A 22,616-nucleotide genomic window follows, 5' to 3' on the forward strand; every position below is an offset into this window, starting at 1 on the left:
GGGCCGGCGTTACGGCGGGTTATTCGGTGGTCTGCGCCGCCGAGGTCTTCTTCGCGGTGGTCTTCTTGGCCGTGGTCTTCTTCGCCACGGTCTTCTTGGCCACAGTCGTCTTGGCGGGAGCCTTCTTCGTGGCGGCCTTCTTGGCGGGGGCCTTCTTCGCCGTGGCCTTCTTCTTCGCCGGACCCTTGGCACGCTTCTCGGCGAGCAGCTCGTAGCCGCGCTCCGGCGTGATGGTCTCGACGTCGTCGTCGGTCCGCAGCGTCGCGTTCGTCTCGCCGTCGGTGACGTACGGGCCGAAGCGGCCGTCCTTGACGACGACCGGGCGCTCGCTGACCGGGTCGGTGCCCAGTTCCTTGAGCGGCGGCTTGGCGGCGGCGCGGCCGCGCTGCTTGGGCTGCGCGTAGATCGCCAGTGCCTCGTCGAGGGTGATGTCGAAGAGCTGGTCCTCGGTCTCCAGGGAGCGCGAGTCGGTGCCCTTCTTCAGATACGGGCCGTAGCGGCCGTTCTGCGCGGTGATCTCGACGCCTTCGGCGTCCGTGCCGACGACGCGCGGCAGCGACATCAGCTTGAGGGCGTCGGCGAGCGTCACCGTGTCGAGCTGCATGGACTTGAAGAGCGACGCGGTACGCGGCTTGATCGCGTTCTTGCCGGTCTTCGGAGTGTCCTCGGGCAGCACCTCGGTGACGTACGGGCCGTAGCGGCCGTCACGGGCGATGATCGGGCGGCCGGTCGCCGGGTCGGTGCCCAGCTCGAAGTCGCCGCTCGGCTTGGCGAACAGCTCCTCGGCGTACGCGACGGACAGCTCGTCCGGCGGCAGCTCCTCGTGGACGTCCGCGCGCTGGTGGTTCTCCTCGCCCTTCTCGCCCCGCTCGATGTACGGGCCGTAGCGGCCGACCCGCAGCACGATGCCCTCACCGATGGGGAAGGAGGAGATCTCCCGGGCGTCGATCGCGCCGAGGTCCTCGACGAGCTCCTTGAGGCCGCCGAGGTGGTCGCCGTCGCCGTTGCCGGCGTCGGCCGCGGAGGCCTTGGCGGCGGAGTCGTTGCCACCGAAGTAGAAGTGCCGCAGCCACGGCACGGCCTGGGCCTCACCGCGGGCGATGCGGTCGAGGTCCTCCTCCATGGAGGCGGTGAAGTCGTAGTCCACGAGCCGGCCGAAGTGCTTCTCCAGCAGGTTGACCACGGCGAAGGACAGGAAGGACGGCACGAGGGCCGTGCCCTTCTTGAAGACGTAGCCGCGGTCCAGGATCGTGCCGATGATCGACGCGTACGTCGACGGGCGGCCGATCTCGCGCTCTTCGAGCTCCTTGATCAGCGAGGCCTCGGTGTAGCGGGCCGGCGGCTTGGTGGCGTGGCCGTCGACGGTGAGCTCTTCGGCGGTCAGTCCGTCGCCCTCGCTGACCTGCGGCAGCCGCCGCTCACGGTCGTCGAGCTCGGCGTTCGGGTCGTCCGCGCCCTCGACGTAGGCCTTCATGAAGCCGTGGAACGTGATGATCTTGCCGGAGGCGGAGAACTCCGCCGCGCGGCCGTCGCTCGACGTGCCACCGATCTTCACGGTGACGGAGTTGCCGACCGCGTCCTTCATCTGGGACGCGACGGTCCGCATCCAGATCAGCTCGTAGAGCCGGAACTGGTCGCCGGTCAGGCCGGTCTCAGCGGGGGTGCGGAAGCGGTCGCCGGAGGGGCGGATCGCCTCGTGCGCCTCCTGCGCGTTCTTCACCTTGCCGGTGTAGACGCGCGGCTTCTCCGGGAGGTACTCGGCTCCGTAGAGCTGGGTGACCTGCGCGCGGGCGGCCTTGATCGCGGTCTCCGACAGGGTCGTGGAGTCCGTACGCATATAGGTGATGAAGCCGTTCTCGTACAGCTTCTGCGCTACCTGCATCGTCACCTTGGCGCCGAAGCCCAGCTTGCGCGAGGCCTCCTGCTGCAGGGTCGTGGTGCGGAAGGGAGCGTACGGAGAACGGCGGTAGGGCTTGGACTCGACGCTGCGGACGGCGAAGGCGCTGTCGGCGAGCGAGGCGGCCAGCGCGCGGGCGTTGGCCTCGTCCAGGTGGAGGACGGTCGCGTTGTCCTTGAGCTGCCCGGTCGACGCGTCGAAGTCGCGGCCCTGGGCGACGCGGCGTCCGTCGACGCTGGTCAGCCGGGCGGAGACGGTCGACGGGTCGGAGGCGTCACCCGTGCGGCCGGTGGCGAAGGTGCCGCTCAGGTCCCAGTACTCGGCGGTGCGGAACGCGATGCGCTCACGTTCCCGCTCGACGACGAGCCGGGTGGCGACGGACTGGACACGGCCGGCCGACAGGCGCGGCATGACCTTCTTCCACAGGACCGGCGAGACCTCGTAGCCGTAGAGCCGGTCGAGGATGCGGCGGGTCTCCTGGGCGTCGACGAGCGGCTGGTTCAGCTCGCGCGGGTTCGCCACCGCGGCCTGGATCGCTTCCTTGGTGATCTCGTGGAAGACCATCCGGCGGACCGGGACCTTGGGCTTGAGGACTTCCTGCAGGTGCCAGGCGATGGCCTCGCCCTCGCGGTCCTCATCGGTGGCGAGGAAGAGTTCGTCGGAGTCCTTGAGCAGGTCCTTGAGCTTCTTGACCTGCGCCTTCTTGTCGGCGTTGACGACGTAGATCGGCTCGAAGTCACTGTCTACGTTGACGCCGAGGCGAGCCCACGGCTGGCCCTTGAACTCCGCCGGCACTTCGGCGGCCCCGTTGGGGAGGTCGCGGATGTGCCCGACGCTGGCCTCGACCACGTAGCCCGGGCCGAGGTAGCTCTTGATCGTCTTCGCCTTGGCAGGCGACTCGACGATGACGAGTCGGCGGCCGCTCTTTGCGGTCTCGCGGGTCGGGGACAACTTCGCTCTTCTCTCCGGGTCGAAGGGGGTTCGCTGCGGAGTGTGACCGTACATCCCGGTCCCATGTCAAACGCGAAAAGTCCGCAACGCCACTCGAACGGTAACCCGACAACCGTCATTCCTGCCGCACGGCCCGGCGGCTCCGTCCGTTTCCAGGCGGCGTGACGTGCGCTTATACCTGTGCGAGACACCAGACGCCGGCGAGCAGCGACACCGCTCCGAAAAGAATGGTCAGAGCCGCCCCCACCGGGCCGCCGCCCTGGGTCACCGGCGCTCGACCCGCTGTGCGCGCCCCCGCCCAGACCAGGAGCGCCGCCCCGGACAGCGCGAAGACCATTCCGGCGAACAGTGCGGGTGTGCTCTCCATGCCCGTCCCCCTTCTTCCTGCGGCTCCACGGTCTTTTTACGGCTCGCGCCGGAGACTCGCACCTCCGTACGGCGTCCGGGCGAACCCCGGGTGAATGGCGGCCGACAACCGAGCGCTACATCACATCGAGCGTGGCTCGTTTCCGACTGCCGCGCTCGAAGATCCGCAGCAGGACGACGGCCAGCACGGTGTACCCGGCGGCCACCGCCAGCTCCGCCCCGATCCCGGGCAGCGCGGCCCGCCAGCTGCCCCCGGCGGCGAGCGCCCGGGCGGCACCGGTCGCGTGGGTCAGCGGCAGCAGGTCGCCGGCCGTCCGCATCCAGCCGGGCAGCGTCCCGCGCGGCACGTTCGCGCCGGTGAGCAGGAGCAGGACGGCGCTCGCGACGTTCGACACGAGGAAGACGTCGCGGAACCGCAGCCCGAGCGCGCCCAGGGTGATTCCGAAGGCCGAGCAGGACAGGGCGGCCGCGCCGATCGCGGCGGCCAGCCCGGGCAGGGCGGCGGCCGGGATCCGCAGCCCCAGCAGCAGGGCACCCGCCGCAAGGGTGAAGACGGTGACGAACAGCCCGTTGACGACGTAGGGCAGCGCGCGGCCGGTCCACAGGGCGGTCCTGCTGCGGGGGCTGAGCAGCACCGCGCCGAGCGTGCCGTAGCGGCGCTCGTTCGCGATGGCCATGGTGCCGCCGTACACACAGGCGGTGGACGAGGCCAGCACCGCGTTGCCGAGGATGTGGAACCGGTCGTCGGCGACCCCGAGCTGACGGCCCAGGAAGGTGAAGAAGACCAGCTGGAGCAGCGGCCCGGCGAGCAGGGTGCCGGTGAACATCGCGGGCGAGGTCCAGTTGAACAGCGCCCGGTAGGAGATGGTGCCGCCGACCACGACGAGGCGTGCGGAGCGGGTGAGGTGACGCATGGTCGGCTCCTTACGTGAGGGCGAGGGTGGCGGCCGCGCGGGCGCGGCGTTCGACGCGGGTCAGGGCGAGCAGGGCCAGCAGCAGCCAGAGCGCGCCGACGCCGAGGCCGGTGAGCATCGGCGTGACGACCTCGCCCCCGGCGGTCGCGGCGTGCACGGCGCGGGCGCCCCAGGTGGTGGGCAGCGCCCAGGACAGCGGGCGGGTCCAGGTGGGCAGGACGGTGATCGGCACGAGCATCCCGGAGAGCATCCAGACGGGGTGGTCGAGCGGGTTCGCCAGCGCGTTCGCGTTGCGCAGCAGCACGAACGTCGAGGCCAGCAGCATCCCCATCATGCCGAGCGACAGCACGCACACCGGGACCGCGACAAGGAAGAGCAGCGGGTGCGCGAAGGTCAGCGGCACCCCGTAGAGCACGGTGCCCCAGAGCAGTGTCGCGCCCATCGCGTACGTGCCGACGACCGCGGTCGCCAGCGTGATCGGCAGCAGGATCAGGCCGAGCGGCGCGGGTGCGGCCACCAGGGTCTCCAGCGTGCCGAGCCAGCGCTGGTTCTGCACCGCCCCTCCCGAGCCGAACAGCACCGACGACCAGATCCCCATCAGGCCCGCGCCGACGGACGCTTCGAGCAGCCGCTCGGGGTGGTCCGCGGCGCGGAAGAGATAGACGGCCAGCGTCGCGTAGACGACCGGGACGATGACGGCGAAGGTGATCTCCAGCGGGGAGCGCGACATGTAGGAGACATGCGTGCGGACGCCGACGGCGATGAGGCGCAGGGCTCTGCGCGTCGCGCGCGTCGCGCGCATCACGCGGCCACCTCGGGGAGCGGCGTTTCGTGGGTGCCCGCGGTTTCGTGGGCGGCGGGTTCTTGGGTCACCGCGTCGTGGGCGGCGGGTTCGTAGGCGGCCGCGTCGTGGGCGGCGGCTCCCTCCACGATCGCCACGTAGGCGTCCTCCAGGGTGGGTTCGCGGCTGGTGATCCGGCCGAGGCGGACACCGTCGAGGGCCCCGAGCACCGGCCCGTGCAGATCGGCGTCGCGCTCCGCCTGGACGGTCAGCACCTGGACATGGCCGCGGTCCTCGACGGCGACACCGCGTACGCCCGGCAGCGCCCGGATTCCCGCCAGCTGCTCCTCGGCCGCCCCGTACGCCTCGATCTCGGTGACCGCGCGCTCCTGGACGCGCGCCTTCAGCCGCTCCGGGGTGTCGAGCGCGCGGATCTCACCGCCCGCGATGACGGCGATGCGGTCGCACAACTCGTCGGCCTCGGCCAGGTAATGGGTGGTGAGCAGTACGGTCGTGCCGCCCGCCCGCAGGTCCGCGACGGTGCGGCGCAGTTCGCGGGCGGCGACCGGGTCGACGCCGATCGACGGCTCGTCGAGGAACAGCACCTCGGGCCGGTGCAGCAGCCCGCGGGCGATGTGCAGGCGCTGGCGCATTCCGCGTGAGTACCCCTCGACGCGTTCGCGTTCGCGCCCGGTCAGCCCGGTGAGGTCGAGGAGTTCGGCGATCCGGCGCTTCTGCTCACGGGGTTCGACGCCGTACAGCTCGGCGAAGTAGCGGAGGTTGTCGAGCGCGGACAGCCGCTCGTACAGGCCGCGGTCGCCGCCGAAGACGTAGCCGATCCTGCGGCGTACGGCGACGGGGTCGGTGGCGACGTCATGGCCGAGGACCCGGGCCGCGCCGCCGGTGGGCAGCAGCAGCGTGTTGAGCATCTTGATCGTGGTGGTCTTGCCCGCGCCGTTGGGGCCGAGCAGGCCGAACAGCTCGCCGCGCCGCACCTGGAAGGTGACTCCGCGGACGGCCTCGGTCCCGGTGGTGCGCGGGCGCAGCCATCCGGTGCGGGAACGGTAGGTGCGCCGCAGCTTGTGCGCGTCGATTGCCAGCATGCGGGCGACGCTACGAAGCGGGGGCGGGCGCCGGCGACTGATTCGGTGGCCCCCGAATCGTCACCCGTTCCGCCGGTCACGGCCGGCCGGGGCCCGGTCGTCAGGAGACCGCTTGGAGCACGTTCTCCCCGCTGAGCAGCGCGAGCAGCGCCCGGCCGGTGTCCGTGAGCTGGTAGTAGACGCTGCGGCCGACCCGGTGGCGGCTGACGACGTCGGCCTCGGCGAGCACGGACAGGTGCTCCGAGACCGTCGAGGGCGCCAGCCCCAGCCGGTCGGCGAGGCCGGCCGTGGTGAGCGGCGCGGCCAACTCCCGCAGCACGGCCGCCCGCCCGCGCCCGAGCAGCGCGCCGAGCCGGTCGTCGGTGCGCTCCTCGGGCTCGTCGCGCAGCGCGCCCGCGCCGCGGGCCTGGAAGGAGACGGCCATGACGCCCGGGTCGTCGGTGGAGTACAGCCGGCAGCCCTCGGCGAAGACCAGCGGCACCAGCAGCAGACTGCGCTCCCCCGCCCGGTAGTCGGCCTCGATGTGCTTGGTCAGTTCCAGGACCGGCGGGTTCCAGCGGGCGCGGGCCTCCAGGCCGGCGAAGAGCGCGTCGACGCCCTCGGTGGCGAACGTCCGGGCCCGGATGAGGACCTCGTCCTCGACCAGCCGGCGCATGACCGGCCAGTGCGGTTCGAGGACGGCGTACCAGTAGGCGGCGTAGGCGTCGGCGAGCTCGCCGCAGGCGCGGCGCGGATCGTCGAGGTAGGGGCGGTACAGCTCGGGCAGCCCGTCGGGGAAGTGCTCGGCGATCTGCAGCCGCACCGTTTCGCCCGTGGTGGCCCGCAGCACGTCCAGTTCCGCCTCGACCGAGCTGGTGCCGAGCGGCCGCGGCAGCATGAAGTCGGGGAAGCCGAGCGGGCCGTCCAGCAGGGCGCGCAGCGGTTCCGTCCGGTCGTCGGACGCCAGGACGTGCCGGGCCCGGCCGACCCATTTCCGGTACGGCCACGACGGCTCCCGGCCCGGCTTCGCCAGGTGGAGGCTGCAGAACGCGTCCCACAGGGGACTCATGGCGATGCGTGTGCGGCCCAGCGACGCCTCGTCGAGTTCTATGCGGATCACCCTCGCATTCTGCCCCGGGCGGGACGTGCACTCGGGCGAGCTGGAAAGATGTGCGGCGTCGACCGAAAAACGATGTGTCCGACGCCCGACGTTTCTCAGCAGGGGGAGCCACCCGCCATGTCCGACCAGAACCCGTACGGCCAGCCGCAGGACCCGCAGCAGCAGCCGGGCGCGGCATACGGCTACCCGCAGTACGGCCAGCCGCAGCAGCCCCCGCAGAACCCGTACGGCCAGCCGGCCGGCGGCCAGCCCGGTTACGGCTACCCGCAGCAGCCGGGCATGCAGCCCGGCTACGCGCAGCCCGGCGCGTACACCGGCGACCCGGCCGCCCCGTACGGCTACGACCCCTACGGCCGCCCGTACTCCGACAAGTCGAAGGTGACGGCGGGGCTGCTCTCGCTGTTCCTGGGCGGCTTCGGCGTGGGCCGGTTCTACACCGGCCACATCGGCATGGCGCTCGGCCAGCTCTTCACGCTCGGCGGCTGCGGCATCTGGTCGCTGATCGACGGCATCATCCTGCTGACCGGCAACAACAACACCGACTCGCAGGGTCGCGTCCTGCGTGGCTGAAACCCGACTGCGGCCGACCGCCGGCCGGGTGCGGCGTCTCGTCTCGCACCCGGCCTCGGTCCCGCTCGCGCTCCTCGCGGGCGCCGGGTACCTCTGGACGACCAACCCGCACGAACCGGGGCACCTGTTGCCCCGCTGCCCGTTCAACTGGGCGACCGGGCTGCTCTGTCCCGGGTGCGGTGCGACGCGCATGGTCTATGACCTGATGCATGGTGATGTGCCCGGCGCATTCCATGACAACGCCGCCCTGTTCGTACTCGCGCCGGTGGGCCTGTTCCTCTACGGCCGCTGGCTCGCGGAGGGGCTGCGCGGCCGGACGTACCGGCCGGTGATCCCGGGCCGGTACCAGGCGGTCCTCATCGCGGGGGCGCTGGTCTGGGGTGTACTGCGGAACATCAACTAGCACACCTCTGATCACGTTTTCATGAAGTCAGGTCAAATGATGTGACTCCCGACAGGCGTTGCTGCCAGGATCAAGCCACGCATCGGGGGCGGGGCACCTACGCACGTCCCTTTGGTGTTTCGTCCCCAACGCAAGGAGCCATCCATGGCCACGCCCACGCCCGACGCCCCGTTCGGTTACGACCCGCAGGGTCGTCCGCTGTCGGACAAGTCCAAGATCACCGCGGGTCTGCTGCAGCTCTTCCTCGGCACCCTCGGCATCGGGCGCTTCTACACCGGCCACACGGGCATGGCCCTCGGCCAGCTGTTCACCCTCGGCGGCTGCGGCATCTGGTCGTTCATCGACGCCATCATCTTCTTCACCAGCAAGGACCGCACCGATTCCAACGGTCGTGTGCTGCAGGGCTAATCCCCGGCCCCGCTGATCGCCCCGCCTCGGCCCGCTCTCCGTACTCCGCTCGGGAGCGGGCCGAGGTGTGTTCCGGCGCGCACCAGTGCCCGATGGGCTCCGGTCAGTTGTCCACCGGGTCCAGGAACCCCTGCTCGACGAGGAGCCGGATCGAGTCCGGCGTCCGGTCGCGCAGTATCACCGGGTCCTCCCCCAGCAGCTGCGCGATGGCGTCGAGGATCCGGCCGGCCGGCAGCGTCCCGTCGCACACGCCCGCGAAGCCCGCGCCCACCGTGTCGACCTTGGTGGCGCGCCGCATCCCGCGGTTGGCGCGCAGCACCACGTGCTCCGGGTCCTCGGCGCCCGGCAGGCCCACCTGCTCCTGCACCACCTCGTCGGCGAGCCGGAAGCGCGCCTCCAGCAGCGCCGCGTCGTCGTGCGTGCGCAGGAAGTCCTGGCGGACGAACCAGTCCTTGATGTGCGCGCCGAGCGGCTGCTCCACCGGGTGCGGCCATTCCTCGGCGGTGATCGCCGGCCGGTCGGAGCCGGACTTGCGGAGGGTGATCCAGCCGAAGCCGATGCCCTTGACCTTGCGCTGCTCGAATTCGTCCAGCCAGGCGTCGTAGCGGGCCGCGTACCGCTCGGGATCGTCGCGGTGGTCACCGCCGTCGCGCAGCCACAGCTCGGCGTACTGGGTGATGTCCTGGACCTCGCGCTGCACGATCCAGGCGTCGCAGCCGCGCGGCACCCAGCCGGCCAGCCGCTCCCGCCAGTCCTCGCCCTCGGTGTGCTGCCAGTTGGCGAGGAGCTGGCAGTAGCCGCCGTCGTTGAGGTGCGCGGCGGACTGCTGGACGAGGGTGCGGCAGAGGTCGTCGCCCCGCATCCCGCCGTCGCGGTACGTGAAGCGGCCCGCCGGGGAGATGACGAACGGCGGGTTGGACACGATCAGGTCGAAGCGGTCCTCGCCGACCGGCTCGAAGAGGCTGCCCTGCCGCAGATCGGCCTCCGGCGCGCCGGAGAGCGCGAGGGTGAGCCGCGCGAAGTGCAGGGCGCGGGCGTTCACATCGGTCGCGGTGACGCGGGTGGCGTGCCGGGAGGCGTGCAGTGCCTGGACGCCTGAGCCGGTGCCGAGGTCGAGCGCGGAGCCCGCCGCGTCGCGGACGGTGAGGCCCGCGAGCGTCGTGGAGGCCCCTCCGACGCCCAGCACCAGATCGGCCCGGTCCACGCCGGGCGCCGTGCCGATGCCGCCGGCCCCGCCGACGGCGCAGCCGAGGTCGGAGACGATCCACCAGTCCTCGCCGCCGTCCCCGGCGTACGGGCGTACGTCCACGGTGGCGCGCAGCTCGTCGCCCTCCCTGACCAGCCAGCCGTCGGCGAGGCACACGTCGACGGGCAGGGCGGCGCGCAGCCGCTCGTGGGTCACCGGCCGCTGCAGCAGGAAGAGCCGCACCAGCGACTCCAGCGGGCTGCCGCCGCGCGTGGCGCGCAGCGCGGGCACGGTCTCGGCCCGGGACAGGGCCGCGTAGGCGGTGGCGCCGAGCAGATCGAGGCAGCCGTCGGCGGTGAAGGCGGCGGCCCGCAGGGCGTCACGCAGCTGTTCCGCGTGGTCCGGGGCGGGGAGGGGCGGGGCTTTGGAGAGGGGCGGGGTACTCACGCCCCCATTGTCGCGGACCGAGCGCGGCCCGGCGCCCCTCGGAGGGGTGCCGGGCCGTGTCGGGTCCTCGGATCGGGTCAGGGACGCGCCGGGCGCGTCATGTCGCCGGTCGGGGTCGCCGGTCCGGTCAACGCGTCATGTCGCCGGTCCGGTCGGGTCGCCGGTCCGGTGAGGTGGCCGGTCCCGGTCGCCGGTCCCGGTCAGGTGGCCGACGGTGAGGCTCCGGTCTTGCAGCCGGGCTGGTTGGCCATCGCCTTGCCGACCTCACCCTCGCGCAGGGTGTTGAGTGCCGTCTCCGCGGTCTTGTTGGCCTTGTCGGCCGCGGCCGAGGCCACGGTGAGGCCGTCGGCGAACTTCGCCTGGTCCGCCGTGTCGAGCTTGTCGACCGTGGTCTTCACCGCCGCGTAGGCGACCGACGCCTTGGTGAGGTCGGCGACCGCGTTCTTCTGCTGTTCCGTGCCGTTGTCGACGGGTGGCGCCCCGGCCTTGCCCACGATGACGGCGAGGGACGCGTATGCCTGGGAGATCTGCTGGAAGGCCGCGGAGTCCGCCGCCTTCACATCCGCCGGCTTGCCGTTCTTGTCGACCTTCGTGATGGCCGTGTTCGCGTCGTTGATCTTCTTGGTCTGTGCCGAGGCCTGGTCGCAGACGGTCTTCGCCCAGGCGTCCAGCTTGTCGTTCGAGTCGTCGCTGCTGCATCCCGTCAACGCCAGGAGCAGAGCGGCACCGGACAGCACGCCCACGAGCTTCTTCTTCACCGGTTGTGTCCCTTCCATGGCTCTACGGCCCCGGAACTTACACGCCAAATGGGTGTCGACCACGAGTCCGAAGGAAGATTCATCCCCTATTGAAGCCATTTGCACCAAGGATCGGCCGGTGTCGGTACACTCGCGCACGGCGGCGGGCGGCACCCAAAAGGTGCCGCCCGCCGCCGTTCTGACGTGCCGTCGGTCCTGATCCGGATCAGTGGATCCCGGTCAGGAGACCGACGCCGGATCGGCCGAGCGTTCCGGCGTCGGCGCGTTGTTGTTGTCGTCCCCCATCGCGATGCCACGTCGCTTGGAGTTGTAGACCGCGCCGACGATGACGGCGATCGAGACCACCGCCACCGTGATGCGGACCCCGAGGTTCGCGTCGTCGCCGTACGAGAACTTCACCACCGCCGGGGCGATCAGCAGCGCCACCAGGTTCATGACCTTGAGCAGCGGGTTGATCGCCGGTCCTGCGGTGTCCTTGAACGGGTCGCCGACGGTGTCACCGATGACGGTCGCGGCATGCGCCTCGCTGCCCTTGCCGCCGTGGTTACCGTCCTCGACCAGCTTCTTGGCGTTGTCCCAGGCGCCACCGGAGTTGGCGAGGAACACCGCCATCAGGGTGCCGGTGCCGATCGCGCCCGCCAGGTACGAGGCGAGCGAGCCGACGCCGAGCGAGAAGCCGACCGCGATGGGCGCGAGGACGGCGAGCAGACCCGGGGTGGTCAGCTCGCGCAGCGCGTCCTTGGTGCAGATGTCGACGACCTTGCCGTACTCCGGCAGCTCGGTGCCGTCCATGATCCCGGGGTGTTCGCGGAACTGCCGCCGCACCTCGTAGACCACCGAACCCGCGGAACGCGAGACGGCGTTGATGGCGAGGCCGGAGAACAGGAACACCACGGCCGCCCCGAGCAGCAGCCCGAACAGGTTGTTCGGCTGCGAGATGTCGAGGCTGAGCCATCGCAGGTCCGACGTGGAGATGTGGGCGCCCGCGACAGCGGTGTCGATCGCCTCCTTGAACGCGCCGAAGAGCGCGGTCGCGGCGAGCACCGCCGTGGCGATGGCGATGCCCTTCGTGATCGCCTTGGTGGTGTTGCCGACCGCGTCCAGGTCGGTGAGCACCTGGGCGCCCTCGCCGTGCACGTCCCCGGACATCTCCGCGATGCCCTGGGCGTTGTCGGAGACCGGGCCGAAGGTGTCCATGGCCACGATCACGCCGACGGTGGTGAGCAGGCCGGTGCCGGCCAGCGCGACGGCGAACAGCGCGAGCCACACCGAGGTGCCGCCGAGCAGGAACGCCCCGTAGACCGACAGCCCGATCAGCACCGCCGAGTAGACCGCCGACTCCAGGCCGATGGCGATGCCGGCGAGGACCACGGTGGCCGCGCCGGTCAGCGAGGACTTGCCGATGTCCTGGACGGGACGCCGGCTGGTCTCGGTGAAGTAGCCGGTGAGCTGCTGGATGAGCGCGGCCAGCACGATGCCGATGGCGACGGCGACGAGCGCGAGGACGCGCGGGTCGCCCGGGTGGCCGGCGATGTCGGCCGGGACGCCCTTCAGCTCCGCGTAGGTGGCCGGCAGATAGAGGTAGACCGCCACGGCGACGAGCACCAGGGAGATGACGGCGGAGATGAAGAAGCCGCGGTTGATGGCGGTCATCCCGCTGCGGTCGGAGCGGCGCGGCGCGACCGCGAAGATGCCGACCATCGCGGTGAGCACGCCGATCGCGGGGATGAGCAGCGGGAAGGCGAGCCCGGCGTCGCCGAACGTCACTTTGCCCAGGATGAGTGCGGCCACCAGGGTGACGGCGTAGGACTCGAAGAGGTCGGCGGCCATACCGGCGCAGTCACCGACGTTGTCGCCCACGTTGTCCGCGATGGTCGCGGCATTGCGCGGGTCGTCCTCGGGGATGCCCTTCTCGACCTTGCCGACCAGGTCGGCGCCCACGTCGGCGGCCTTGGTGAAGATGCCGCCGCCGACACGCATGAACATCGCGAGCAGGGCCGCGCCGAATCCGAATCCCTCCAGCACCTTGGGCGCGTCGGCCTTGTAAAGGAGCACGACGACCGAGGCACCCAGCAGACCGAGGCCCACCGTGAACATGCCGACCACACCACCGGTGCGGAAGGCGATCTTCATCGCGCGGTGCGAGACATCGGTCAGATCCGCTTTCGGCTCCCCCGGCGCGGGGGTGGCCGACCGCGCGGCGGCCGCCACGCGCACATTGGCGCGCACCGCCAGCCACATGCCGACATAACCGGTGACCGCCGAGAAGACGGCACCCACGAGGAAGAACACCGAACGGCCGATTCGCTGCGAAGTGTTGTCCGAAGGCAACAGCATGAGCAGGAAGAACGCCACCACGGCGAAGATCCCCAACGTACGGAACTGCCGTGCGAGGTAGGCGTTCGCGCCTTCCTGCACGGCGGCCGCGATGCGCTTCATGCCGTCGGTGCCCTCGTCCGCCGAGAGCACTTGACGTACCAGCACTCCGGCGAGCGCCAGTGCCGCCAGTGCGACGACCACGATGATCAGTACGAGATTCCGATTGCCGTCGGTCAGTACCGGCCCGGCGGCCAGTGCCTGAGCGATGTCGTGCGTGTGAGGGGTAAGTGGCCCCGCCATTCGTCCTCCTTGACGTTTGGCGCATGGGCGCGCGGCTCCTGCGACTCCCACAGCCGCGACGCTCAGCGAGCTGAGCAAAGATGGACGGATTGTAGGGAGCGGGACTAGATCAAAACAGTGCGCGGGATCAGAATTCGCCTGTGTCGGGGAAGCCGGAATTCCCCTCGGGCGCGTAAACCACCGAATGCGGTGAAGAATCGGGCACGGGGGAAGGCGGCGCCCAAGGCCGCATCACGGCGCGCGAAGGCGGCATCAGGGCAGCGCGGAGGCAGCGGGGGCCGGCGCGGCGGGCGGCGTCATGGAGACGGCGCCGGGCAGCGCTAGGAGGGCCGCCGCGGGGGCCCGTTCCGCCCGTCGCGGATGAGCGATACGGGTGAGGCGCGTGCTGCCGGTGCTGCGGTTGGGTCGGTTGGGCCGTCCGGTTCAGGGACGGCCAGGGCGGGGCCTAGGGGAGCACGGCAGCGGACGCCGTCGGCCAGCTCATGCGGATGATGCCGCCGTGCTCGCCGACAGTGACCTCGACGTCGTCGACCAGACCGCTGATGACGGCCAGGCCCATCTCGCCCTCGTCGTCGGAGTCATCGGCGCCGGACCCGCGCGCCGACGGGACGGAGCCCGCCGGTGAGCCCGGTGCCTCGTCGCCGACCTCGATGGAGAACTTCTTCTCCTCCTCGGTCAGCAACACCCGCACGGGCCGGTCCACGCCGTTGCTCAGGTGCAGGCCGACGGCTCGGCTGCACGCCTCGCCCACGGCAAGCCGCACCTCGTCAAGGACTGCCTCGTCCACCCCCGCCCGGCGCGCTACCGCAGCCGCTACGAGCCGTGCGGTGCGCACGTGCTCGGGCTGAGCGCTGAAGAGCAGTTCTACGGTGGGCATGGCCTCCCCCTCGCTCCTATGGGTGGGCATCACAGGGGTCCGGGCGACGAAACCGCCCGGTACCCCCGTCCTGCGACGATCGGGATGATCAGTCGTTCGCCGCGACAGCCTCGTCGACCGAGGTGTGGATCGGGAACACCTTGGTCAGGCCAGTAATCCGGAAAATCTTAAGAATGCGCTCCTGATTGCATACCAGGCGCAGCGAGCCTTCGTGAGCACGCACCCGCTTGAGACCGCCGACCAGTACACCCAGACCGGTGGAGTCGAGGAAATCGACTCCCTCCATGTCCACAACCAGGTGATAGCTGCCGTCGTTCACCAGCTCTACCAGCTGCTCACGCAGCTTGGGCGCGGTGTACACATCAATCTCGCCGCCGACCTCGACGACCGTACGGTCGCCAACGGTTCGAGTCGACAGGGACAGGTCCACGGATCCTCCAGCACCTTGCATCGAGCGGCGCCGCCCCCGGGGACCTCCCCGCCGAAGGGGAGGGGACGGATCGGCAGCCGCGATGGCATTCAATCACTTCACAGCGGGCCAGCACGACGCCTTCCTGCGATTGTCCGTCACGCCGGTGACACACTGAGTGCCGATGGCTAAGGATCAACTTCCGCAGTCGGCGCACGGCCGGCCGTCCCCCCGCACCGTTCTCGAGCGGCTCGCCACGGGGGCAGGCCGAGCCGCACGCATCACCCATACGGAGCACTTGCCCCCGCGGGTCGGTCGCCATGCCGATTGGCCTGATCAGATCCGTCCGGAGGTGCTGGAGGCCATCCGGACGGCCGGTATCGCCCGTCCCTGGGAGCACCAGGCCCTCACCGCCGGACACGCCATGCGGGGTCAGTCGGTGGTCGTCGCCACCGGAACCGCCTCCGGCAAGTCCCTCGCCTACCTCGCCCCGGTCCTCAGCGCCCTCCTGGACGGCTCCGAGGCTCCGAACGGCCGTGGGGCCACCGCGCTCTATCTGGCGCCCACCAAGGCCCTCGCAGCGGATCAGCGGCGGGCGGTCGCCGCGCTCGCGAAACCGCTCGGTTCTGCGATCCGTCCCGCGCTCTACGACGGCGATACTCCGTTCGAGGAACGCGAGTGGGTCCGCCAGTACGCCACGTACGTCCTCACCAACCCCGACATGCTGCACCGCGGCATCCTTCCCGCCCACGCCCGCTGGGCCTCCTACCTGCGCCGGCTGCGGTACGTCGTCATCGACGAGTGCCACACCTACCGGGGTGTCTTCGGCTCGCACGTCGCCCAGGTGCTGCGGCGGCTGCGGCGGCTGTGTGCCCACTACGGCGCCGATCCGGTCTTCGTACTCGCCTCCGCCACCGCCGCCGACCCCGCGGCCGCCGCCGGCCGTCTCACCGGCGTCCAGGTCGTGGAGGTCACCGACGACGCCTCCCCCGCGGCGAACTGGCCTTCGCCCTCTGGGAACCGCCGCTGACCGAGATGAGCGGCGAGCACGGCGCGCCCGTCCGCCGCACCGCCACCGCCGAGTGCGCCGACCTCCTCACCGACCTCGTCGTCCAGGGCACCCGCACCGTCGCCTTCGTCCGCTCCCGGCGTGCCGCCGAGCTGATCGCCCTGATCGCCCAGGAGAAACTGGCCGCCGTCGACCCCTCGCTGCCCTCCCGGGTCGCCGCCTACCGCGGCGGCTACCTCGCCGAGGAGCGCCGCGCCCTCGAACGCGACCTGCACTCGGGCCGGCTCCTCGGCCTGGCCTCCACCACCGCCCTGGAACTGGGCGTCGACGTCTCCGGGCTCGACGCCGTCCTGCTGGCCGGCTATCCCGGCACCCGCGCCTCGATGTGGCAGCAGGCGGGCCGCGCCGGGCGCGCCGGGCAGGGCGCGCTCGCGATCCTCGTGGGCCGCGACGACCCGCTCGACACGTATCTCGTCCACCACCCCGAGGCGATCTTCCAACGCCCGGTGGAATCCACCGTCCTGGACCCCGACAACCCCTACGTCCTCGCCCCCCATCTGTGCGCCGCCGCCGCCGAGCTCCCGCTCACCGACGACGATCTGACGCTCTTCGGCCCCGAAACCGCCGCCCTGCTCCCCCAGCTGGTGCGCCGCGGCCTGCTGCGGCGCCGGGCCGGCGGCTACTTCTGGACCCGCCGGGAGCACGCCGCCGACCTCACCGACATCCGGGGTGCCGGCGGAAAGGCCGTCCAGGTCGTCGAGTCCGCCACCGGGCGGCTGCTCGGCACCGTCGACGACGCCGCCGCCCACACGTCGGTCCACGACGGCGCGGTCCACCTCCACCAGGGCCGGACGTATCTGGTCGAGCACCTGGACCTCGAGGACGCCGTGGCCCTGGTCGGCGAGGCCGACCCCGACTACTCGACGATGGCCCGTGAGACCACCTCCGTCTCCGTTCTCTCCACCGATCTGGAGGAGTCCTGGGGCGCCGCCAGCGTCCACTTCGGCTCGGTCGAAGTCACCCATCAGGTCGTCTCCTTCCTGCGCCGCCGGCTGATCACCGGTGAAGTGCTCGGCGAGACCAAACTCGACCTCCCGCCACGCTCGCTGCGTACCCGCGCGGTGTGGTGGACCGTCACCGACGACCAGTTGGACGCCGCGCGGATCCACCCCGAGGAGCTCCCCGGCGCCCTGCACGCCGCCGAACACGCCTCCATCGGCCTCCTCCCGCTCTTCGCCACCTGCGACCGCTGGGACATCGGCGGCGTCTCGATCCCGCTGCACGCCGACACCGGCCTGCCCACCGTCTTCGTCTACGACGGCCACCCCGGCGGCGCGGGATTCGCCGAGCGCGCCTTCCACACCGCCCGCGGCTGGCTCACCGCCACCCGCGAGGCCATCGCCTCCTGCGAGTGCGAGTTCGGCTGCCCCTCCTGCGTCCAGTCCCCCAAGTGCGGCAACGGCAACGAGCCCCTGGACAAACCGGCCGCCGTCCGCCTCCTGGACTGCCTGCTGGCCCGGGAGACGCCCCCGGAGTCAGGTGCGGATCCAGCGGCCGATGCGGCCACTGGCCCCGGCGGGGATCCGGAAGCGGGCCCGGCCCCGGTCGGGGAGTGAGAGCCCGGGGAGGCGGGCCCGGCACGGGAGCGGACCCGCGCCCGGCCCACGGCGGCGGTGACGTCGGCGATCTCACCCGTCACCGCACACCGCACGAGCCGCGCGCCCTGCGCCTCCGCCGTCCGCGCGGCCCGCGCGCAGGCGGCGACCGGGCCGTCCAGCGCGTGGCCGGCCGCGGCCAGGGCCGCCAGATCCGCCGCGCCGCCCGCCCGATGGCGGGCGGCGACCGCCTGGCCCATGGCCAGGACCGCGCCGAACGCCAGGCACAGCACGCCGGTCAGCAGCGCGGCCCAGACCGTCGCCGAGCCCCGGTCCTCTCGCCACCCGCCCCTCATCGGACGGTGTCCTCGGCGAGCGCCGCCGCTTCCGCGTGCAGCGCGACCGCCAGCACCGGCGCCCGGGCGGTGACCCGCACTCTGACCAGTTCACCGTCCCGGGCCAGCGACACCGCTGCCCCTCGTGGAGCGGCGGCGCGGGCCGCCGCCAGCGCGGCGGCCTCCGGCTCCGAACGAGCCGCGGCGCGTGCACCCGCCCGCGCCGCGTCCACGCACTGGATCTGTGCCGCCACGGCCATCAGCCCGCTCAGCAGCCCCGCGGTGAAGAGCACCATGACCGGTAGCGCGACCGCGGCCTCCGCGGTGACGAACCCCCGCTCACCCCACCGCGCCCTCGCTGACAACCACCGGGCGGGCGGTTTCGGCTGCGGCGCCGAGGGCGGCTCCGACGACCCTGTCGGAGGGCTCTCGGAAGGACACTCAGAAGGACACATTGAGCGCCCTCTCGATCAGACCGCTGAGCGCCGATTTCACCGCGCCACTGGTCACGATCTTGTAGAGCACGGCGGCGAATCCGCAGGCCGCCAGTGTGCCGACGGCGTACTCCGCCGTGGTCATTCCCGCGTCCGCCGCCGACCGGAGCCGGTCGGCCGCCGCACGAAGCATCCGGACCACCATGACGTTCCCCCTTGTATCGGTATGTGTTGAATGACGTTCGTATGCCGCGATCGGGCTGGCCCCGGCCCTGGCTCTAGCCGGAGCCGCCCGCGAGGATCCCCGCCGCCAGCCCCATCACCACCGGAATCACCCCGACGAGCAGGAAGGCCGGCAGAAAGCACAGTCCGAGCGGGGCCGTGGCCAGCACTCCCGCGCGCCGGGCCCGGGCGAGTGCCGAACGGCCGCGTGCCGCGCGGTAGTCGGCGGCGAGGCGTGCCACCTCGTCGACCGGTGCCACTCCGCTGTGCGAGGCGCGGGCCAGGCAGCGGGCGAGCCCTTTGACCGCGGGCAGCCGGCCGAACCGCTCCCAGCACCGCTCGGGATCACCGCCCAGCCGGAGTTCGGCCGCCACCCGTATGAGCCCGTCGCCCAGCGGCCCGCCCAGTGAGCGGCCGACCGCTTCGGCCGCCTCGCCCGGCCGGGCGCCCGCCGCGAGGCAGGCGGCCATCAGATCGGCGCAGAGCGGCAGTTGACGCCCGGCGCTCGCGTCGCGGTCCTGGCCGCCGGCCGTCCGTGGCCGGCGCTGCCAGCGCCGTATCCCGTACGCGGCGAACAGCCCCGTCACACAGCCGGGGATCCCTCCGACGAACACGGCCGCGCCGAGCGCGACCGCTGCCACCGGACCCCAGGTCCGCAGCGCGGGCCCCCTGGTCCACCACGCGGCTGCGGGACGCCTGGCGACCCGCACCCCGAACAGCAGCCGGAGCCTGCCGAGCGCGGCACGTTCCCGCCGGGCCTCGATCACCGTCACCACGACGCACAGGACGGCGGCGCCGACCGAGACGGCTGTCCCCAGGCTGTGGACGCGGTCGCCGGTCACCAGGACTCCTCGGCGGACCGCACGATGCGTCCGGTCCAGGCGAGCCCCGCCCACTCCAGCAGGCCGCCCGCCAGCAGGCAGGCCAGCCCGGTCGGGGTGCCCAGCAGCGTCCCCACCGGATCCGCCCCCAGTCCCGCGCCCAGCACCACTCCGAACAGCGGGAGCAGGGCCAGCATCAGCGCGGTCGAGCGCGGACCGGCCAACTGGGCTCGTAGATCCTCCCGTTGATCGCGCTCGGCGCGCAGCGCGGCGGCGATCCGGTCGAGGCCCGCGGCCAGTCCGGCGCCGCCGTCGACGGCGACCTGCCAGCAGGCGGCGACGGCCGCCAGCCCCTCGGCGCCCTCCTGGCGCGCGGCGGCCCGCAGCGCTTCCGGCACATCCCCGCCGAACCGTGCGGCGGCCAGCAGCAGCCGCGCGGCGTCCACCAGCTCGGGGGCGTCCGGCCAGCCGTCGTCCTCGATCGCGCCCGCCAGTGCCGTGTGCGGCGGGCTGCCGGCCCGCAGATCACCGGCGACCGTCCCGCAGAGGGTGCCCACCGCGGTCACCCGCCGCTGCGCCGCCACCCGCCGTGCCCGCTCGCGCAGTTGGCGGCCGGCCAGCGGCACGGCGGCGGCCCCGGCCAGCGCGGGCAGCACCGAATGTGCCACCAGCGCGAGCAGCAATCCGGTGGGCAGGCAGAGGAGTTCACGTCCGAGCCGCCATCCCAGCCGTTCCCGCAGCGGTGCCAGCAGCGCCTGCCCGCAGGCCACCGGCCCGCGCCACATCCCGGGCCCCCGCTCCCACACGGTGACAGGCCGCCGGCTGCCGACGAGCATCAGCCGGGCCCGGCGCAGCACGGCGTCCCTGCCGTACATCAGCCACCCGGCGGCCCCCGCACAGACCACGGCCGCCCACAGCGTCACCAGCGCCGACCCGGTCCTCATGACGCACCCCGCTCGCACAGGACCGCCAGCCGGTCCCAGCCCGGCCCCCGCTCCCCGGCGCCGTGAGCGCCGCGCACCACGGCCGGGACGGTGACGACCAGCCCGTCGGCGCGGCGTTCCAGTACATGGATCTCGGCGACCCGGCGCAGCCCGGACCGGTCCCTGGCCAGATGGACGACGACGGACAGCGCGGCCGCCAACTGGCTGTGCAGGGCGGCCCGGTCGAGCCCGGCGGTCGAACCGAGCGCCTCCAGCCGGGCCGGTACGTCGCAGGCCGCGTTCGCGTGCACCGTTCCGCAACCGCCCTCGTGCCCGGTGTTGAGCGCGGCGAGCAGCTCGGTGACCTCCGGTCCGCGGACCTCGCCGACCACCAGCCGGTCCGGGCGCATCCGCAGGGCCTGGCGCACCAGGTCCCGGAGCTCCACCAGACCGGCACCCTCCTGATTGGCCGGCCGGGTCTCCAGGCGTACGACATGCGGGTGGTCGGGCCGCAGTTCCGCGGAGTCCTCGGCGAGGACGATGCGCAGATCCGGTTCCACCAGGCCCAACAGACAGCTGAGCAGGGTGGTCTTCCCGGTGCCGGTGCCGCCGCTGATCATGAAGGAGAGCCGGGCGTCGAGGACGGCCCGCAGCAGCCGGGCGGTCTCGGCGTCCATGGTGCCGGCGGCGATGAGCTCGTCCAGGGCGAAGGCACGGGCCCGCACCACACGCAGCGACAGACACGGCGACCCGACGACGACGGGCGGCAGCACGGCATGCAGCCGGGTGCCGTCCGGCAGCCGGGCGTCGACCCACGGCCGGGCGTCGTCCAGCCGCCGCCCGGCGGTGGTCGCGAGCCGCTGGGCGAGCCTGCGCACCGCGGAGGCATCGGCGAAGCCGACGTCGCTGCGCTCCAGGCCGTGCCCGCGGTCGACCCACACCTCGTCCGGACCGTTGACGAGCACATCGGTGACGTCCGGGTCCGCGAGCAGGGGTTCCAGCGGTCCCGCGCCGACCATTTCGGAGCGCAGCGCGGTGACGACGCCGAGCACTTCGGTGTCACCCAGCAGCCGCCCTTCGGCGCGCAGCGCGGCCGCGACCCTGCTGGGTGTCGGGTCCCCGCTGTACTCCGCGAGGCGGAGTCTGACGGCGTCCAGGAGCGCCGCCCTCGGTTCCGCGCGGTCCGCGCTCATACCGGCACGCTCCCGCCGCTGGGCAGGGCCTGGGCCAGGAAGGCGGAGCAGAAGCGGGCCAGCGGCCCGCGGCCGCTCGCGCCGGGCGGCCCGCCGCCGTCCCGCGCATCGAGGAGGTCCGGTTCCGACGGCAGTTCGCCGGCCAGCGGCAGACCGATGAGCTTGGCGATCTCCTCGTCCCCGAGCCCGGAAGCGAAGGGCCCCCGGGCGACCACCCGCAGGTCCTTGAGGACCATGCTGACGGCCGAGGCGACCCGGGTGGCCGCGGCCACCGCCCGCAACTCGGCCGGGACGACGAGCAGTCCGACGTCGATCTGGGCCAGGGATTCCGCGACCGCCTCGTCGACCCGGCGGGGCAGGTCCACGACGACGACACCGCCCCGGCGCCGCGCGGCACCCAGCACGGACCGCATGGCCTGCGGCGGGATGACCACCGAGTCGCTGCGGTCCCAGCTGAGGACGCTCAGCGCGTCGAGCCGCGGCAGCGACTCCTCGAGCGCACCGCTGTTGACGCGCCCCCGCGAGTCGGCGAGGTCGGGCCAGCGCAGTCCTCCGGCGCGCTCGGCGCCGAGCAGGATGTCGAGGCCTCCGCCGAGCGGGTCGCCGTCGATGAGCATCGCGCGGCGGCCGTCGCGGGCAGCGGTGACCGCGAGGGCACAGGCCAGGGTGCTGGCCCCGGCCCCGCCGCGGCCGCCCACCACCCCGATGGTCAGGGCGGGTTCGGCGACTCCCTCGGCCACATCGGCGATCCGGTCGACCAGCCAGGTCTCGGCATCCGGCAGAAAAAGTACGTGATCGGCGCCGATGTCGACCGCTCTGCGCCACACGTCCTGGTCGTCCAGATCCCGGCCGACGAGCAGCACGCCCTTTCGCCGGACCGCGCCGCGGAGCCGGGTGGTGTCGTCGGAGCCGACGAGGACCAGCGGCGCGGATTCCCAGCTGCCCGCACGGGGCGGGGCCCCGAAGGCCACTTCGGGTTCGGCGCCGGCCGCCGCGCACAACCGCAGCAAATCGTCGAGCAGCGCCTCGTCCTGAGTGACGATCAGCGGTCCGCCCGGCTCCTCCGCCGCTGCCGGCCTCCGGTCGGGTGTGATGGATTCAGCCACGGCCCTGTCCCCTCGTTCGTCCCGCGAGCACGGTGGTGCATCGCCTGCGAACAGAGTCCGGCCGTTCCGGAGCTTCAGATGATCTTGGTCGGTTCCGGTGGATAACTCAGCGGTTGTGGATAACTCCGCCACTCGAACGGGTGAGTTCGCCACCGAGGCGCAACGATTACGGAACGTGACACGTCGTACC

General features: G+C 72.3%; 20 protein-coding genes and 2 pseudogenes. 4 read left to right on the plus strand and 18 right to left on the minus strand.

Annotation, left to right across the window (positions count from 1 at the left end; genetic code table 11):
* Positions 1–19: 19 nt before the first annotated feature.
* From topA to LNW73_RS14850, 6 genes are all read right to left on the minus strand, one after another.
* A complete protein-coding gene (gene topA / locus LNW73_RS14825) occupies positions 20–2,848 on the minus strand; it encodes a type I DNA topoisomerase (RefSeq protein WP_250990218.1) in 2,829 nt (942 codons plus the stop codon).
* Positions 2,849–3,020: 172 nt separating this feature from the next.
* The gene (locus tag LNW73_RS14830) at positions 3,021–3,215 is read right to left on the minus strand and encodes a hypothetical protein (protein ID WP_250990219.1); all 195 of its coding nucleotides are present in this window, start codon (positions 3,213–3,215) and stop codon (positions 3,021–3,023) included.
* A gap of 115 nt (positions 3,216–3,330) precedes the next feature.
* Positions 3,331–4,128 (minus strand): ABC transporter permease, encoded by a 798-nt coding sequence (locus LNW73_RS14835; protein ID WP_250990220.1) that lies wholly within the window; start codon positions 4,126–4,128, stop codon positions 3,331–3,333.
* A gap of 10 nt (positions 4,129–4,138) precedes the next feature.
* Positions 4,139–4,930: an ABC transporter permease gene (locus tag LNW73_RS14840; protein WP_250990221.1), complete on the minus strand. Its 792-nt coding sequence runs from the start codon at positions 4,928–4,930 to the stop codon at positions 4,139–4,141.
* The gene (locus LNW73_RS14845) at positions 4,930–6,012 is read right to left on the minus strand and encodes an ABC transporter ATP-binding protein (protein ID WP_250990222.1); all 1,083 of its coding nucleotides are present in this window, start codon (positions 6,010–6,012) and stop codon (positions 4,930–4,932) included. The genes LNW73_RS14840 and LNW73_RS14845 overlap by 1 nt, the downstream gene beginning before the upstream one ends.
* Before the next feature lie 100 nt (positions 6,013–6,112).
* Positions 6,113–7,111, minus strand: coding sequence for an ArsR/SmtB family transcription factor (locus LNW73_RS14850; protein ID WP_250990223.1), 999 nt, complete (start codon positions 7,109–7,111; stop codon positions 6,113–6,115).
* A gap of 117 nt (positions 7,112–7,228) precedes the next feature.
* Between LNW73_RS14850 and LNW73_RS14855 the strand changes: the two genes are divergently transcribed.
* The 3 genes from LNW73_RS14855 (at position 7,229) to LNW73_RS14865 (ending at position 8,492) form a co-directional block, all read left to right on the plus strand.
* Complete coding sequence (locus LNW73_RS14855; protein ID WP_138357098.1) at positions 7,229–7,681, plus strand: TM2 domain-containing protein; 453 nt, start codon at positions 7,229–7,231, stop codon at positions 7,679–7,681.
* Complete coding sequence (locus LNW73_RS14860) at positions 7,674–8,084, plus strand: DUF2752 domain-containing protein (protein WP_250990224.1); 411 nt, start codon at positions 7,674–7,676, stop codon at positions 8,082–8,084. Before LNW73_RS14855 ends, LNW73_RS14860 begins: the two co-directional genes overlap by 8 nt.
* A gap of 144 nt (positions 8,085–8,228) precedes the next feature.
* Entirely contained in the window at positions 8,229–8,492 is a 264-nt protein-coding gene (locus LNW73_RS14865; RefSeq protein ID WP_138357097.1) for a TM2 domain-containing protein, read from the plus strand.
* Between the two features lie 103 nt (positions 8,493–8,595).
* On the opposite strand, the gene LNW73_RS14870 is transcribed toward LNW73_RS14865, so the two are convergent.
* The 5 genes from LNW73_RS14870 to bldG all read right to left on the minus strand — a co-directional run bounded on the left by LNW73_RS14870 (position 8,596) and on the right by bldG (position 14,809).
* Positions 8,596–10,125, minus strand: coding sequence for a DUF7059 domain-containing protein (locus LNW73_RS14870; protein WP_250990225.1), 1,530 nt, complete (start codon positions 10,123–10,125; stop codon positions 8,596–8,598).
* A 200-nt stretch (positions 10,126–10,325) separates the two neighbouring features.
* Positions 10,326–10,883, minus strand: coding sequence for a small secreted protein (locus LNW73_RS14875; protein WP_308407672.1), 558 nt, complete (start codon positions 10,881–10,883; stop codon positions 10,326–10,328).
* A gap of 219 nt (positions 10,884–11,102) precedes the next feature.
* Entirely contained in the window at positions 11,103–13,502 is a 2,400-nt protein-coding gene (locus tag LNW73_RS14880) for a sodium-translocating pyrophosphatase (RefSeq protein WP_250990227.1), read from the minus strand.
* Positions 13,503–13,947: 445 nt separating this feature from the next.
* Positions 13,948–14,379, minus strand: coding sequence for an ATP-binding protein (locus tag LNW73_RS14885; RefSeq protein ID WP_250976995.1), 432 nt, complete (start codon positions 14,377–14,379; stop codon positions 13,948–13,950).
* A gap of 88 nt (positions 14,380–14,467) precedes the next feature.
* Positions 14,468–14,809 carry an anti-sigma factor antagonist BldG gene (bldG, locus tag LNW73_RS14890; RefSeq protein WP_138357092.1) on the minus strand — a complete coding sequence of 114 codons (342 nt, stop codon included), beginning with the start codon at positions 14,807–14,809 and terminating at the stop codon, positions 14,468–14,470.
* Positions 14,810–15,212: 403 nt separating this feature from the next.
* Here bldG and LNW73_RS14895 point away from each other — a divergent pair.
* Positions 15,213–17,413, plus strand: a pseudogene (locus LNW73_RS14895) (DEAD/DEAH box helicase).
* A gap of 77 nt (positions 17,414–17,490) precedes the next feature.
* On the opposite strand, the pseudogene LNW73_RS14900 reads toward LNW73_RS14895, so the two are convergent.
* From LNW73_RS14900 to ssd, 7 genes and pseudogenes are all read right to left on the minus strand, one after another.
* Positions 17,491–17,748: pseudogene (locus tag LNW73_RS14900) on the minus strand (Rv3654c family TadE-like protein); the annotation flags it as partial.
* Positions 17,745–18,023, minus strand: a complete 279-nt coding sequence (locus LNW73_RS14905) for a TadE family type IV pilus minor pilin (protein WP_250990228.1) — start codon at positions 18,021–18,023, stop codon at positions 17,745–17,747. The gene LNW73_RS14905 and the pseudogene LNW73_RS14900, both read right to left, overlap by 4 nt.
* Positions 18,024–18,168: 145 nt before the next feature.
* Positions 18,169–18,366, minus strand: a complete 198-nt coding sequence (locus LNW73_RS14910; RefSeq protein WP_250990229.1) for a DUF4244 domain-containing protein — start codon at positions 18,364–18,366, stop codon at positions 18,169–18,171.
* Positions 18,367–18,439: 73 nt separating this feature from the next.
* Positions 18,440–19,225, minus strand: coding sequence for a type II secretion system F family protein (locus tag LNW73_RS14915; RefSeq protein ID WP_250990230.1), 786 nt, complete (start codon positions 19,223–19,225; stop codon positions 18,440–18,442).
* Entirely contained in the window at positions 19,222–20,148 is a 927-nt protein-coding gene (locus tag LNW73_RS14920; RefSeq protein ID WP_250990231.1) for a type II secretion system F family protein, read from the minus strand. The genes LNW73_RS14915 and LNW73_RS14920 overlap by 4 nt, the downstream gene beginning before the upstream one ends.
* Complete coding sequence (locus tag LNW73_RS14925; RefSeq protein ID WP_250976989.1) at positions 20,145–21,320, minus strand: TadA family conjugal transfer-associated ATPase; 1,176 nt, start codon at positions 21,318–21,320, stop codon at positions 20,145–20,147. The genes LNW73_RS14920 and LNW73_RS14925 overlap by 4 nt, the downstream gene beginning before the upstream one ends.
* Positions 21,317–22,426 carry a septum site-determining protein Ssd gene (gene ssd / locus LNW73_RS14930; protein WP_250990232.1) on the minus strand — a complete coding sequence of 370 codons (1,110 nt, stop codon included), beginning with the start codon at positions 22,424–22,426 and terminating at the stop codon, positions 21,317–21,319. The genes LNW73_RS14925 and ssd overlap by 4 nt, the downstream gene beginning before the upstream one ends.
* Positions 22,427–22,616 lie beyond the last annotated feature (190 nt).

Source organism: Streptomyces sp. RKAG337 (genome assembly GCF_023701715.1).
GTDB lineage: Bacteria > Actinomycetota > Actinomycetes > Streptomycetales > Streptomycetaceae > Actinacidiphila.